At 71.5% G+C, this 14,024-nt stretch carries 13 protein-coding genes; 3 read left to right on the top strand and 10 right to left on the bottom strand.

The features are described from left to right. Positions 1 to 92: 92 nt before the first annotated feature. From AB0J88_RS04615 to AB0J88_RS04605, 3 genes are read left to right on the top strand one after another with little or no spacing between them, the layout of a single operon-like run. Positions 93 to 776, top strand: a complete 684-nt coding sequence (locus AB0J88_RS04615) for a response regulator transcription factor (protein WP_364352274.1) — start codon at positions 93 to 95, stop codon at positions 774 to 776. Continuing rightward, entirely contained in the window at positions 773 to 2,182 is a 1,410-nt protein-coding gene (locus AB0J88_RS04610; protein ID WP_364352271.1) for a HAMP domain-containing sensor histidine kinase, read from the top strand. The genes AB0J88_RS04615 and AB0J88_RS04610 overlap by 4 nt, the downstream gene beginning before the upstream one ends. Beyond that, the gene (locus AB0J88_RS04605) at positions 2,179 to 2,637 is read left to right on the top strand and encodes a hypothetical protein (protein ID WP_364352268.1); all 459 of its coding nucleotides are present in this window, start codon (positions 2,179 to 2,181) and stop codon (positions 2,635 to 2,637) included. Before AB0J88_RS04610 ends, AB0J88_RS04605 begins: the two co-directional genes overlap by 4 nt. Here the strand turns inward: AB0J88_RS04605 and AB0J88_RS04600 are convergent. From AB0J88_RS04600 to AB0J88_RS04555, 10 genes are all read right to left on the bottom strand, one after another. Continuing rightward, the gene (locus AB0J88_RS04600; protein WP_364352265.1) at positions 2,588 to 3,586 is read right to left on the bottom strand and encodes a D-alanine--D-alanine ligase family protein; all 999 of its coding nucleotides are present in this window, start codon (positions 3,584 to 3,586) and stop codon (positions 2,588 to 2,590) included. The genes AB0J88_RS04605 and AB0J88_RS04600 overlap by 50 nt on opposite strands. Then, positions 3,583 to 4,752, bottom strand: coding sequence for an alanine racemase (alr, locus tag AB0J88_RS04595; protein WP_364352262.1), 1,170 nt, complete (start codon positions 4,750 to 4,752; stop codon positions 3,583 to 3,585). The genes AB0J88_RS04600 and alr overlap by 4 nt, the downstream gene beginning before the upstream one ends. A 553-nt stretch (positions 4,753 to 5,305) precedes the next feature. Then, a complete protein-coding gene (locus AB0J88_RS04590; protein ID WP_364352259.1) occupies positions 5,306 to 5,698 on the bottom strand; it encodes a DCC1-like thiol-disulfide oxidoreductase family protein in 393 nt (130 codons plus the stop codon). 4 nt (positions 5,699 to 5,702) lie between these two features. Continuing rightward, the gene (locus tag AB0J88_RS04585; protein ID WP_364352256.1) at positions 5,703 to 6,578 is read right to left on the bottom strand and encodes an MFS transporter permease; all 876 of its coding nucleotides are present in this window, start codon (positions 6,576 to 6,578) and stop codon (positions 5,703 to 5,705) included. Next, a complete protein-coding gene (locus tag AB0J88_RS04580; protein ID WP_364352253.1) occupies positions 6,575 to 7,015 on the bottom strand; it encodes a hypothetical protein in 441 nt (146 codons plus the stop codon). The genes AB0J88_RS04585 and AB0J88_RS04580 overlap by 4 nt, the downstream gene beginning before the upstream one ends. A 45-nt stretch (positions 7,016 to 7,060) precedes the next feature. Then, positions 7,061 to 10,597: an ABC transporter ATP-binding protein gene (locus AB0J88_RS04575; protein ID WP_364352250.1), complete on the bottom strand. Its 3,537-nt coding sequence runs from the start codon at positions 10,595 to 10,597 to the stop codon at positions 7,061 to 7,063. A gap of 577 nt (positions 10,598 to 11,174) precedes the next feature. After that, positions 11,175 to 12,626, bottom strand: a complete 1,452-nt coding sequence (locus AB0J88_RS04570; RefSeq protein WP_364352248.1) for a M28 family metallopeptidase — start codon at positions 12,624 to 12,626, stop codon at positions 11,175 to 11,177. A gap of 45 nt (positions 12,627 to 12,671) precedes the next feature. Next, the gene (locus AB0J88_RS04565) at positions 12,672 to 13,040 is read right to left on the bottom strand and encodes a nuclear transport factor 2 family protein (protein ID WP_364352245.1); all 369 of its coding nucleotides are present in this window, start codon (positions 13,038 to 13,040) and stop codon (positions 12,672 to 12,674) included. Beyond that, positions 13,037 to 13,498, bottom strand: a complete 462-nt coding sequence (locus AB0J88_RS04560; protein WP_364352242.1) for a hypothetical protein — start codon at positions 13,496 to 13,498, stop codon at positions 13,037 to 13,039. Before AB0J88_RS04560 ends, AB0J88_RS04565 begins: the two co-directional genes overlap by 4 nt. Before the next feature lie 9 nt (positions 13,499 to 13,507). Then, complete coding sequence (locus AB0J88_RS04555; RefSeq protein WP_364352239.1) at positions 13,508 to 13,987, bottom strand: hypothetical protein; 480 nt, start codon at positions 13,985 to 13,987, stop codon at positions 13,508 to 13,510. Between the last annotated feature and the right edge of the window lie 37 nt (positions 13,988 to 14,024).

The raw sequence follows: 14,024 nt of genomic DNA, 5'->3' as shown, positions 1-14,024 counted from the left end.
CCACGTCACGCTACGGGTTGGTAACCGTTCCACGTGGCCAAACGCACAACGTGAGGTCCGGTCGAGTTTCCCGCTGATGCCATAGTTGTGCCATGTCGCGGGTGCTGCTGATCGAAGACCATCACACGGTACGGGAGGGTCTGCGGATCGCGCTCACGCGGCAGGGGCACACGGTGGAGGCCTTCGAGACCGGCGAGAAGGCTCTGGCGCACCTGTCGGCGACGCCCGCCGACGTCGTCGTGCTCGACCTGATGCTGCCGGGCATGGACGGTTTCGAGGTCTGCCGCCGGATCCGAGCCAACCAGGACCTGCCGATCATCATGCTCACCGCCCGCGACGACGACATGGACGTGGTGGCCGGGCTCGAGGCCGGCGCCGACGACTACGTGGTCAAGCCCGTGCAGGCCCGCGTGCTCGAGGCCCGGATCCGTGCCGTGCTGCGGCGCGGTGTGGCCCGTTCCACCGACCCCGTCCCCGAGGAACGGCACCGCGAGCTGACCATCGACCGCGCCGCCCTGGTGGTCCGCAAGGACGGCGCGCCGGTCGGCCTCGCACCGACCGAGCTCCGGCTGCTGCTTGAGCTCTCGGCGACCCCCGGCCGGGTCTACAGCCGCCAGCAGCTCCTCGAGGCTGTCTGGGACCAGGGCTACCTCGGCGACTCGCGCCTGGTCGACGCCTGCGTGCAACGGCTGCGGGCGAAGATCGAGAACGACACCACCGCACCGGTGTACGTGCAGACGGTCCGCGGCTTCGGATACCGGTTCGGGCCGCTGTGAGTGGTTGGGGTCTCGGGCTGCGTGGCCGGCTGCTGCTCGCCTTCGCGATGCTGGGGCTGACCACCACCGCGCTGGTGGCCGGGGTCAGCTACGGACAGGCCCGCACCGTGGTCCTCCAGAAGGCCCAGGACGCCGCCGTGCTGTCGCTGGTCGACGAGGTCAGCCGGCTCGATCCGGTGCGCCAGCTCCCGCCCAGCGAGGAGGAGCTCAACGCGATCGCCTCCGTCGTCGCCGAGGGTCCGGACGCGGCCGCGGTGGTCTACCACAACGAGTACGCCACGGCCGGGCTCGATCCCAGCGAGCTACCCCAGCAGCTGCGCGCCGCGGTCGGTGAGGGCAACGTGGTCTGGCAACGGTTCTCCCGGTTCGGCGACCCGACCCTCGCGATCGGCACGCAGTTGAAGAGCAAACGGCCGGACGGCGGCACCGAGCCGACCGGCATCGAGGTCTACCTGCTGCATCCCCTCGTCGACGAGCAGCACAGCATCGACCAGCTCGCCGCGCTGGCCTGGTCGACCGGCGCCGCGTCGCTGGTGCTGGCGGTGCTGCTCGCCCTGCTGGCCGCCCGCGGCGTGCTGCGACCGGTCAGCGAGCTCGGCCGGGCCGCCCGCCGGCTCGGCGAGGGCGACCTTCGCACCCGCGCGACCGTGCGCGGCAGCGACGAGCTGGCCGGGGTGGCGCTGATCTTCAACCAGACCGCCGAGCGGCTGGAGCGGCAGGTCGGCGAGCTGCGCCGGATGGAGGCCGACGCCCGGCGGTTCGTGGCCGACGTCTCGCACGAGCTGCGTACGCCGCTCGCCGCGATGACCGCCGTGACGGACGTCCTCGACGAGGAGGCGGAGCGGCTGCCCGGCGACGCCGGCAAGGCCGCCCGGCTGGTCAGCCAGGAGACGCAGAACCTGGCCCAACTCGTCGAGGACCTGATCGAGATCAGCCGCTTCGACGCCGGCACGGCGGCGCTGTCCTGCGACAACATCGACGTCGCCGCCGCGATCCGGTTCGCCCTGCACTGCCGCGGCTGGACCGACCAGGTCACCGCCTCGCTCCCGGAAGGCATCGTCGCGTGGCTGGACCCACGCCGGCTCGACGTGATCGTGGCGAACCTGGTCGGCAACGCGCTGCGGCACGGGGGCGCACCGGTCACGGTCGACCTGCGGGTGGTCGACGGTTGGGTCGAGGTGACGGTCGCCGACCAGGGTCCCGGCCTCGCGCCCGAGGTGCGCGACCATGTCTTCGACCGGTTCTACAAGGCCGACAGCGCGCGGTCCCGGTCCGAGGGCGCCGGGCTCGGGCTGGCCATCGCGCTCGAGAACGCCCGCCTGCACGGCGGCACGCTGGTCGCCGAAAACCGCTCGCCGCACGGCGCGGTCTTCACCCTGCGCGTCCCGACCGGAGGCAACGCATGAAGCGCCTGCTGTTGGCCGCCGGGGCGCTGCTCGCCCTCCTGCTGGGCGGTTGCGGCGTCCGGCCCAGCGACGTGATCACCGGCGGCCCGGCACCGGCCGGCACGGTCGAGGGCACGCGGTTCTACCTGATCTCCGACGGGCAGCCGGCGGTCGTACTGCGTGGTCTCAAGCCGTTGAAGTTGGACGACGTGCTGCGGGAGCTCGCTGCGGGGCCGACGCCCGCCGAGACCAAGGCCGGGTTCACCAGCGAGGTGCCGGCCGGGATCACGCCGACGAAGGTCGGCATCGCCGGCGACGGCGTGCTCGTGTCGTTGTCCACCGACGTGCGCTCGCTGTCGGTGCTGGCGACGGTGCAGATCGTCTGCACCGTTCAGGCGATCTCCGGACCGACGCCGGTGACGCTGGTCAACGCCTCGCAGACCCGGGGACCACTGAGGTGCCCCGTCTATCGCTGACCGCGCCCGCGATGAGGATGTCGAGCAGCTCCGGGTAGTCGATGCCGGCGCGCTGCCAGATCTGCGGGTACTGGGACGCGCTGGTGAACCCGGGGAACGTGTTGACCTCGTTGACCACCGGCTCACTGCCGGGCTTGTCCTCTGGCAGGAAGAAGTCCACGCGGATCAGGCCGCGACAGCCGAGCGCGTTGAACGCCCGGATCGCCCGGTCCTGGAGCACCTCGGTGGTGCTCGGGTGCAGGTCTGCCGGGATCTGGAAGCGCGCGCCGCCCGCGTACTTGGCGTCGTAGTCGAAGAAGCCGTCACCCGTGACCGTGATCTCCAGCGGAGGCCCGGCCACGACCCGGCCGTCCGGGTGCTCCAGCACGGCGACGTCGACCTCGCGACCTGCCACCGCCGGCTCGACGATGATCTTCTGGTCGAACATCCACGCCGCGGCGAGCGCCTCGGGCAGTTGCCACCAATCGGTCACCCGGGACACGCCGAGGCTGGAACCCGCGCGGGCCGGCTTGACGAAGACGGGCAGGCCCAGCCGCTCCTGGTCTTTTGGCGTCAGGTGCTCGCCCGCGCGCAACGTGACACCGTCGGCGACGCGCAGGCCGTCGGCCGCGAGCAGCGTCTTCGTGACGGCCTTGTCCATGCCGGCGGCGCTGGCGAGGACCCCGTTGCCGACGTACGGCACGCCCAGCCACTCGAGCATGGCCTGGACCGTGCCGTCCTCGCCGTACGGGCCGTGTAGTGCGGGAAAGACGACGTCCTGGGCGCCGAGCACGTCGAGCGCGGCCGCGAAGGTGACCGGCGTCCGGTCGACGTGCCACTGCCCGTCGCGGCCGATCAGGACCTCGGTCACGGCGTACGCGTCGCTCAGGTTGGCGATGATGCTCGCGGCGGACTTGCGGGAGACTTCGTGTTCCCCGCTGCGCCCACCGAACAGCACGGCGATCCTCATGCGGCCACCCCCAGATAGCGGCGGGCGACCCGCGGGCCGATCCCGGTGAGCAGGTCGTTGGGGTTGGTGCCGGCCCAGCGGGCCCACTCGGCGACGGTCGGCTCGTCCGGCCCCGGGCCGAAGACGGTGACCGGGTCACCGAGCCGGACGGGCCGGTCGCCGACGTCGACCACGCATTGGTCCATCGTGATCCGCCCGACGACCGGGCAGCGGGCGCCGCCGACCCAGACCTTGGCCCGGCCCTGCGCCGCTCGCGGAATCCCGTCGGCGAAGCCGACCGGCACGAGGGCGAGCGTGGTGGGCTCGGCGGTGACGTGGTCCGGGCCGTACGAGACGCCCGCGCCGGCCGGCACCTGCTTGAGATTGACGACGGACGACCGCAACGTCATGGCCGGGCGCAGGCCGCCACCGGCCCCGGCGACAGGCTCCACACCGTAGAGCGCGAGCCCGATCCGGCAGATGTCGAACCGGGTGTTGGCCGCCGTCAGCGCGGCGGCGGAGTTGGCCAGGTGCAGCAGCACCGGGTCGAGCCGGGCGGCGCGGGCCACCCGAACGGCGGTCCGGAACGCCGTGACCTGGCGGCGGACCAGCGGCGAGCCCGGCTGGTCGGCATCGGCGAGATGCGACCAGACGCCCCGAACCTTGACGCTGCCGGCCATCTCGTACGCCCGAGCCAGCGCGACGAGATCGGCCCAGTCGGTGCCGCGAGCGCCGTTGCGCGACAGCCCGGTGTCGACCTTGAGCTGCACCATCGCCGTCGTTCTGAGCCTTGCGGCATCCCTGGCCACCGCACGCAGGTGGGTCATGGTCGAGACCCCGATGTCGACGCCGGCGGCGAGCAGGGGACCGAAGTCCTCGTCGGGGTGATGCAGCCAACTGAGGATCGGCGCGCTGATGCCGTCGGCTCGCAGCGCGAGCGCCTCGGCGGCGGAGGTGACCCCGAGCCAGGTAGCGCCGCCGGCCAGCGCGGCCCGAGCGACCGGCACGGCACCGTGCCCGAACCCGTCGGCCTTGACGACGGCCATCAGATCGTTCCCGGTGACGTCCGCGATCACCCTGGCGTTGGCTTCGATGGCGTCGAGATCGATCTCGGCTTCGGCGAGCGCCCGGGTCGCACCGACGGCGAAGGATGCCGCACCGGGCGAGGTGGTCGGGTGGCTGATCACGCAAGGCACGGTGCCAGCGCGATGTCCGGGACCGATCCCCGGAATGTCACGAGCCCGTAATAACCGAGGTCAGCACCCGTCACGCTCGTCACGCCACCTCGGCCTGCCCCCTTCTGGCGAGACCGTCACGCGGGCCGGGGATCCTGCCGGCGGAGGCGCCGCCGGGCAGTCCTCAGACCCTCAGAACGGCCACGGGGACCGCTCCGACGGAGGCGCCGCCGGGCAATCCTCAGACCATCAGAACGGCCACAGCGACCCCGACGACCGAAGCGCCGCCCCGCCAATCCTCAGACCATCAGAACGGCCACAGCGACCCCGACGACGCAAACACCGCCAGCCAATCCTCAGACCATCGGACCAGCCGGGAATCGCGCCGACGGAGCCGCCGGCGGGCAATCCTCAGACCCGCAGCGACCGCGCTGGCGCAAGCGCCGCCGGGCGATCCTCAGGCCGCCAGACCGACCGCAGGGATCGCGAAGGTTGCGGCACCGAATGGCGAGCGGCCAGACGGCCGACCCGCCGCCCCCAGGCGAAGGTGGTGCGGATAAAAGTGTCAGGCGGCTGGGCGGCGGGCTGGCGAGTCGGCCGGGATGGCGCAGGCGGCGGTGCCGCCCGGTAGGCGGTGGCGGTTGCGGGCCACCCAGCGGTAGGCCGGCCAGGCCAGCGCAGTCACCGGCCGCAGGCCGAGGATGCGGCCTGCCAGCCGCCACACCGGGCCACTCGACCGCAGCAGATCGGCGATCGCCACCGGGCCGGCCGAGGTCGGGCCGGTCGTCGGCACCCATTGCACCGCCTCGATGCACTCGGCGCGGGTCAGGCCCAGGGCGTCCAGGTCGGCGAACTGCCACGGGATGACCGTGGCGCCCGTGTGGATGCGGCGTTCGATGAAGCGTGCGCACATCGTGCAGAATGCGCAGTCGCCGTCGTACACGAATGTTTCGGTCATGCCGTCAACCTCCGCCTGCCTCGGCGCCCACCGGTTCAAGGGTATCCACGGCCGGCTTCGGCCTTGTCCGGCTGCGGAGCCATTCGATCGGGCGCACCCGCTCCAGCGGGAGGAACGAGGTCATCGCGATCAGGTGCGGCGCGAACGAGATCGAGATCGTGGCGAACGACAGCAGGTGGAACGAATAGAAGAAGGCGATCGCGGCGTAGCGGTAGCGGCCCTTCAGCGCGAACACCAGCGGGCTGAGTGCTTCGAACGTGACCATGCCGATCTGCGCCGCGATCATCAGGTACGGCACGCTGGCGATGAGGTCCGCGAGCTCCGAGCCGCGCCGGATGAAGGCGCGCGCCAGCACCGAGCCGGTCATCCAGCCGAGCCCGCCGAAGCGGATCTTGGCCCAGGCCGCGAGGAAGTACGTGGCGACCACCGCGATCTGGATCATCCGCAGCGCCCAGCCCGCCGCCTCGCTCTGCGACCGGTCGCCGTGCCGCGCGCGGCCGACCGTGGGCAGCACGGCCAGCGCGATCAGGAACGCGAACCGATCGTGGTCGACCTTCCCGTAGCTCATCGCGATGATCAGCCACTCGAAGTAGAGCCCGAAGACGAGCCAGCCGAGCAGGCGCGGGAAGCGGCCGGTCGCGGCCAGCGGCGCCAGCACCAGCAACGCCCAGAACACCACGTTGACGAGCGTCGCGGTCGGCGCCGGCAGGTGCAGCTCGCGACCGATCCACAGTGGCTGGTAGAGGTCGGTCGGCACGTCGCCCCGCGTGCGCACCCAGGAGCTGTAGACGAGCAGATCGAAGACGATGAAGAGGTACGTCAGCGTGCGCAGCGCGGCGACCCGGCCGCGCGGGACCCGCTCGAACAGCCAGGCCCTCATGCCGGCCGCTGCCAGACCGCGCGGACGTCGTCGTGCCATTTGCCCGTCGCGCTGCTGCGCTTGATCTCGTGCAGCCGCACGATCAGCGCCACCTTGTCTAGCGGTGGCGCCCCCGGATTGAGGCCTTGATAACCATCCGCGATGCGGGCCAGCCGGCTGGGATCGTCGACGTACGCGCCTTCCTGGCCCTCGATCTCGGCCCGGCGTACGCCCGCGTTGCGCTCGTTGAGCACGATCGTGCGACCGGTGCGGTCGGTGCCCTCGACGCGCGTGTCCGGCGCCGGCTCGTTGGGGCCGTTGACGCCCGCGTACATGCTGAACGGGCCGAACGGGAACTTGTCGTCCTGGCCCCACACGGTGCCGGCGAGCAGCAGCGCGACCCCGATGGCCGCCGCGACGACCCGGGCGGCGCGCCCGGACGCCGTCAGTTCCGCCATTGTTCACCCCCGTGCCTCACGTGCCGGCCATGAAGATAGCCCACGTCAGCCCGCGAGATGCCCCCAGCGCGGCGCCAGCTCGTGCCACGGGCCGCTCGCCGCGACGGTGCCCTCGGTCAGCACGACGACGTGGTCGGCCTGGGCGAGCGCGGCCTGCTTCGACGTCGAGCCGATCACCGTGACTCCCGTCGCCCGCAGCGCCCGCCAGAGGTCGAGCTCCGTCGTCACGTCGAGCGCGGACGACACGTCGTCGGCGATCAGCAACTCGGTGCGCGGCGCCAACGCCCGGGCCAGTGCCAGCCGTTGCAGCTGGCCGCCGGATAGTCGGGTGCCCTTGTGCCCGATCAGCAGGCCGAGGCCACCGCCCGCCGCGGCGAGGTCGTGCGAGAGCTGGGCGATGGTCACCGCCTTCTCCGCGTCGACCTGGTGGCCGAGCTCGATGTTGTCGGCGACGGTGCCCGACAGCACGCGGGGCAGCTGGCCGACGTAGCCGACCTGGTTGGGGCGCAGGAACAGCTCGGGTTCGGTGACCGCCTCGTCGTTCCACCGCAGCAGGCCGCCGTGGTGCACGATGCCGGCCATCGCCCGCAGCAGGGACGACTTGCCGGCACCGACCGGGCCGACCACGAGCACGAGCTGGCCGCGGCGCAGGGTCAGGTCGACGTCGCGTACGCCGATGGTGCCGTCCTCGTGCACGGCGGAGAACCCACGCAGCTCCAGCTCCCGCAGCGGCGTGCGGGGTGCGGCCACCGGCGCCGGCGCGATGCCGAGCGAGATGTCGACGCCGGGCACCTCGGCCGAGTAGTCCGGCCGCCCGGCCATCGCCGCGGTGCGCCTGGTCCAGACGCGCGCCGACGGCAGCTGGGCGACCAGCGAGGCGGTGGTCCAGGCGAACCACCGGGCAGCGCCGAGCGTTGCCACCGTGACCAGGGCCGCTCCGCCGGACAGGCCGCCGCTCAGATAAAGCGCCCAGGCGCCGATCGGCAACAGACCACTGATCATCGACGGCGTCGACCGGGCCAGCACCTGTGTGGAGATCTCCCGTCGCTGCTTGTCGCTGCGCAGGAAGTCGAGGTGGGCCAGGTGGGCGAGCACCGGCTCGCTGGCGCCGGCCAGCTTGACCGTGCGCGCCGCCGAGAGTGAGGAGACCAACGCGGTGGCGAACGCGGCCCGGGCGGCCACGGTGCTGCGGGCCAGTCTCTCCAGGCGTCCGCCGAACGCGGTCGCCACGAGGCCCGAGATCAGCACGGTCGCCAGGAAGAACGCGGCCGGCACCAGCGACTGCGACACCAACGTCATCGAGACCAGCAGGAACACGCAGATCGTCTGGTCGACCAGGTGGTCGGCCATCAGCACCACGCGCTCGGTGTCGCCGGCCTGCGCGACCACCTCGGCCGGGGTGTGCTTGCTGACCCGGCGCGGGCCGGTCTGGCCGTGCAGCAACCGCAGGCTGATGCGCAGCATCTGCCGGACCCACCACTCCGGGTACCAGACGGAGCTCACGTACGGCATCGGCAGGTAGATCAGCAGGCCGGCGATGATGCCGACGGTCGGCCAGAACACGCCGCCGCTGCCGTCGACCAGGATGGCCCAGAGGTACGGGAGCACCGAGCCGTCGAGCCCGAGCAGCGTCATGCCGCAGAAGACGACCAGGCCGGCGATGCCGAACCGCGGGTCGTTGGTCATCAGGCGCAGGATCTCGCGCAGCGTGCCCGGCCTCGACGGCTCGGCTATCGGCGGCGGGTCGGCCTTGGGCGGGACGGTGACGGCGGTCGCCGGGCGCGCGACGGCGGGAGCTTGGCTGGTCGCCGTCTCGTCGCCGAGCACCAGGTCGCCGGTCGGGTCGTCCCGGACGCCGTCGTGGTCGTGGGTTTCGTTCGGGCGGTCGGCGAGTGCGACGCCGCCGGCGCTGCCGCCGCGGCTGCGGGCCATCAGCGTCGCGAACCGCTCGGACTCGCGCAGCGGACCGGCCTCGAGCACCTGGCCGTCGGCCAGCACGATCACCTCGTCGCACCGGCGCACCGAGGACAGCCGGTGGGCGATCACGATGCCGATCCGGTCACGGAGCAGGCGTTGCGTGGCCTGCTGGACCCGCCCCTCGGTGACGGGGTCGAGCCGCGCGGTCGCCTCGTCGAGGATCACCACGTGCGGGTCGCGCACGAGGATCCGGGCGAACGCGACAAGCTGCTCCTGGCCCGCGGAGAGCACGTTGCCGCCCTCGCCGAGCCGGGTCTCCAACCCGTCGGGAAGCTCGGCGACCCAGGTCGACAGGCCTAGCTCGTCGAGCGCGGCGCCGGCCCGGCCGATCAGCTCGGGGTCGAAGAGCGCCACGTTCTCGGCGAGCGTGCCGGCCAGGATCTCGGTGCGCTGCGGGACGATCGCGACCCACCGGCGAAGTCCCTCGAGGTCGATGTCGACCAGGTCGGTGTCGCCGAGCCGGACCGTGCCCCGCGGCACGTCGACCGAGCGGGTGAGCACCTTGGCCAGCGTCGACTTGCCGGAACCGGTGCGACCGACCACGGCGTACGAGCGGCCGCGTACGAAGGAGAGGTCGACGTCGCGCAGCGCGGCGGGGCGCCCGCTCGACTCGGCCGCCGGATAGCGGAAGGTCAACCCGCGCACCGCGATGTCGGCGTCGGGCGGCGGGGTGCCGCCCACCGGCTCCTGCGGAGAGGCCTTGAGCAGCAGCACCCGTCCCCAGGCGCCGAGCGCGTTCTGCAGCTCCGGGACCATCCGGCTCATGTGCTCGACCACGCCGGCGAACCCGATGACCAGCAGCCAGATCGCGGTGAGCCGCGCGCCGTCGATGCGCCCGGTGGTCAGCGCCCACACCCCGCCGACAACGGCGAACGCGACCCCGACCCGCATCACGCCGACGGCCATCGTGGTGACCTTGGCGGAGAGGCGCCAGACGACCCGACCGAGCCGCAGCACCTCGCGGGAACGAGCGGCGAACAAGCGAAGGACATACGGCCGAGCCAGGGTGGTACGCACGTCGTCCTGCCCGTGGATGGACTCCTCCATCACGGCGGCGAGGTCGGACCAGGCCTCCTCCTCGGCCATCCGCGCCGGCGCGATCCGTTGGGTCGGCTTGGCCAGCCAGAGCACGAGGATCGCGGTGACCACGACCATGCCGATGCCCGCCGGCCACCAGACGATCAGTGCGGTGACCACCGAGATCAGGCCGATCGCCACGGACTGGACGACCCGGATGCCGCTCCCCCGCAGGTCACCACCGATCTGGTAGACGTCGTTGTCGATCCGGTCGAGCAGCTCGCCGACCGGCGTGGACTCCAACTTCGGAATGTCCTGCCCGAGCGCGACCCGGCACAGTCGCCGCCGCACGTCGGCGGTCCAGTCGGCGCTGACCCGGGCCATCAACAACCCGGTGGCGGTGTCGCTGAACACGGCGGCGGTCAGCGCGATGGCCAACGCGACAAAGGCGGCCGTCGAGTGGTCGACCAGCACGGGCCCGGCGAGTGCCGCGGCCAGAGCCATCCCGACCGCGTTGACCAACACGAGAACCGCTACGACAGCGGTCCGTAGCGGTGCGGTCGACCAGAGGTCGCGAAGCAGCGGCATGGGTGTGGTCCCCCGGGGGTTTGGCGAACCTCCAGCCTGCGCCGGAATCGCCGATCCCTCAACGCAATTAGGCGACCGTCACGTCCACGGTGAGCGTCGCGGCGATGACCATGAACACGGACGGGGACCACCGCGCGGACCGCGCGATCTCCTGGATCGACGCCGGGGCGGTGCCGTCGGCCTCTCCGCGAGCTCGACGACGCTGCCGGTCGGCCAGGAGCTGTGGTGGACCGTCGTGAAGTCGTCGGCCTACGACCCGACGCAGGACAACCCGGACACAGTCGCCTCCGGCGCCGTCCCGGGGCGACCGGATGAGTCTGCGCATCATGCGGCCAAGCCGGAAACCACGCATGTCGAAGGGTCCCGCTGTCCGTCGGTGGGCGACCGCAGTGCCCGGCCACTACTCCGCCGAGAACAGGTCTACGTCGTCCGGCTGGCCGACGGTGAGCCCGGTCGTGCCGAACTCCGCGATCGTCGCAAGGCACGACGGCGCGGATCGCCACGCCGCCGTAGACGGACACAACGGCGCGGCCGGGCAAGCCGGGCCGCCTGCTCGGCGGCCCGGCTCACGGCGATGTCACGTGCCGGGCACCGGGAACGCGACCGGGCTCCGGTGGCCGTCGCGGTCGTAGGCGCGGACGCCGAAGAAGACGTTGTCCTTCGACAGGTCGACGGTCGCGCCCGTGACGTTGCCCGCGTCGATGACGTGGGTCCAGGTGTCCTCGCGGGTCTCGCGCCAGACGATCTCGTAGCCCGCCAGGTCCGGCTCGGTGCCCGCCTGCCAGCGCAGTTGGGTGTCGTTGGTCAGGTTGGTCGTCACGATCACGACGCCCTTCGGGGTGCCGGGCGCTTGCGACAGCGACCAGACCGTCGCCAGGTTCACCCTGGCCACCCGGGCGATGAAGTCGAAGTCGCAGAACTCGGGCAGGTCGCCGAACTGGACGCCGTTCTCGACTCGGACGTCCTGGTGCTGGTGCGCGAAGATCTCGTTGGGCTCGGTGAACCGGCCCGCCGGATAGCCGCGCTCCAGGAACGAGATGTGGTCGCTGCCGCGCAGATAGCGGTCGCGCCGCCAGATCACGCGGACGTGCATGTCGGTCTCGTCGTTGTCGGCGACGGCGTCGACGAACCGGGCCAGCTGCCGGCTCGCCGAGTCGTTCTCGCCGCCGACCGAACGTCGGGTGTTGCCCTGCGCCGGTGTCTCCGAGGTCGGCACGCCCTCCGCGAACAACCGGACCGTGCGCGGCTCGCGGGTGCCGTCGTCGGCCCAGCTCGAACCCACGATGTCGTTGGAGAACATGCCCTGGATGTCGGTGTTGGCGTCCTTCATCGTCTGGGCCAGGTAGATGGAGCCGTAAAGGCCCTGCTCCTCACCCGCCACCGCGCCCAGCACGAGCGTCGACTCGAGCGGGCGGCCCGCCAGCACGCGCGCCAGCTCCAGCAGGATCGCCACCCCGGACGCGTCGTCGTCGGCACCGGGCGCGTCGTCGGTGAAGTTCATGACGTCGGAGATCCGCGAGTCGTAGTGCCCCGTCAGCACGTAGACCCGTTCGGGCGTGACAGTGCCGCGCAACGTGGCGATCACGTTGGTGAGCACCGTCGGGGTCGGAATGCGCGGCGACACCGGCTGGGTGAACGACTGCTTCTCGACCGTCATCCGGCCGCCCGACTTCGCGGCGATCCGCGAGAACTCGTCGAACAACCAGTCGCGGGCCGCGCCGATGCCACGCACGGGGTCGGTCTGCGTCGACAGCGTGTGCCGGGTGCCGAACGCGGCCAGCCGGCGCACGTCGGCCTCGATGCGGTCGGCGTCGATCTCGCGCAGCGCGCGGCGCAGCGCGGCACTCGGGCGTTGTGGGCTCAGCCGACGACCCGGCCCCTTGACCGGTGGGTCGCTCCACCGGCCGTCGGCCCGCGCGGGTGCCGCGCCAACCAGCGGAACGGCCGCCGCGGCGGTGACTGCGGATGCGGACAGGAACGCCCGGCGGGTAGCCGTGGGTCGCTCCTGGCTTTCACGGTTGTCTCCCATTCCACAGATCATCGTCGCGCGTCGATGTCATGTAAACCGCGACTGTCAGAAGCGTTCGACCAGATGCTCGCGGCCCGGCGGCGGCTCGTAGGGCTCGGGCCAGAACTCGGTGAGAGACGTGATCAGACCAGCCTCGTCGAACTCGAAGAACGTCACCGCCTCGGCCGGCGAGCCGTCGGTGACGAAGTGGCACCACGTCGCCGCCTGCCGCCCTTCGCTCACCACCCGCCGCACGGTCAGATGCCAGTCGCCGGGATATTCCACATTGAACCGCAGGTAGGCGGCCTTGCCCCGGATGCGCTCCCGGGTCTGCGGTAGCTCGTAGACCACGTCGTCGGCGAGCAGGGCACCGAACCCGGACCAGTCGCGAGCCTCGGCCGCGGCCCAGAAGGCCAGTGCGGCGCCCGCGGTCACCCCCCGCTCCGAGTGAACTCCATGACCCAGTTGGTCTCCCAGGTCGCGCCCTGGTCGGGCGAGAAAGCCTGCTCCCAGCGGCACGAGGACGCGGTGATGTCGGACCAGATGAAGCGCACCATGATCGGGCGTCCTTCGTAGACCTCTTCCGCGGTGAACACCCCGACACCGTTCTCGCCGAAGCGGCCCACCACCGGCGGCACCGACAACCCGGTGCGGCTGCTCGCCCAGTAGAGCGACCACTCGTCACGCTCGGCGTCGTAGAGCCGCAAGGTCACCCCGCCGAAGCCCTGCGACGGGAAGGAGATCTCGTCGATGTTGCCGGCACCGTCGAACACGCTCCAGCTGCGACTAGTGCCCTCGAACTCGTACCACTCGGTGCTGCCGGAAAGGATCGACCGCAGCCGCCGCTGCCGCGAGGTCCAGGTGCCGACGAGGAAATCGAAGTCGTTTCGCATGGCAGGACGCTAGCGCGTCGCTACGACATTTTCTGACGTGGTGCGGCTGAAGTCGGCGATCCAGTTGGTCTCCCACGTCTCTCCCTTGTCGACAGAGAACGCCTGCGCCCACCGACACGAACTCGCCGTGATGTCGGACCAGGTGAAGCGCACGGTGATCGGGCGGCCGGCGTAGTCCTCCTCCGCCGTGAACACTCCGACCCCGGAGTCGAACCGCCCGACCACCGGAGGCAGGGACAACCCCGTGCGGCTGCTGGCCCAGTAGAGCGACCACTCGTCACGGGAGGCGTCGTAGAGCCGCAACGTGACACCACCGAAACCCTGCGACGGAAACGTCACCTCGTCGACGTTGCCCGCGCCGTCGAACACGCTCCAGCTGCGACTGAAGCCCTCGAACTCGTACCACTCCGTGCTGCCGGAAAGAACCGACCGCAGTCGTCGCTGCCGCGACGTCCAGGTGCCCACGAAGAAATCGAAGTCGTTTCGCATGCGCCGGACGCTAGCGCGCCCCTACGACAAGAAAGAC

The organism is Asanoa sp. NPDC049475, assembly GCF_040676915.1.
Taxonomy (GTDB): domain Bacteria; phylum Actinomycetota; class Actinomycetes; order Mycobacteriales; family Micromonosporaceae; genus Asanoa.
Note: the sequence above shows the minus strand (reverse complement) of the source record. Positions and strands in the feature narration are given on the sequence as shown.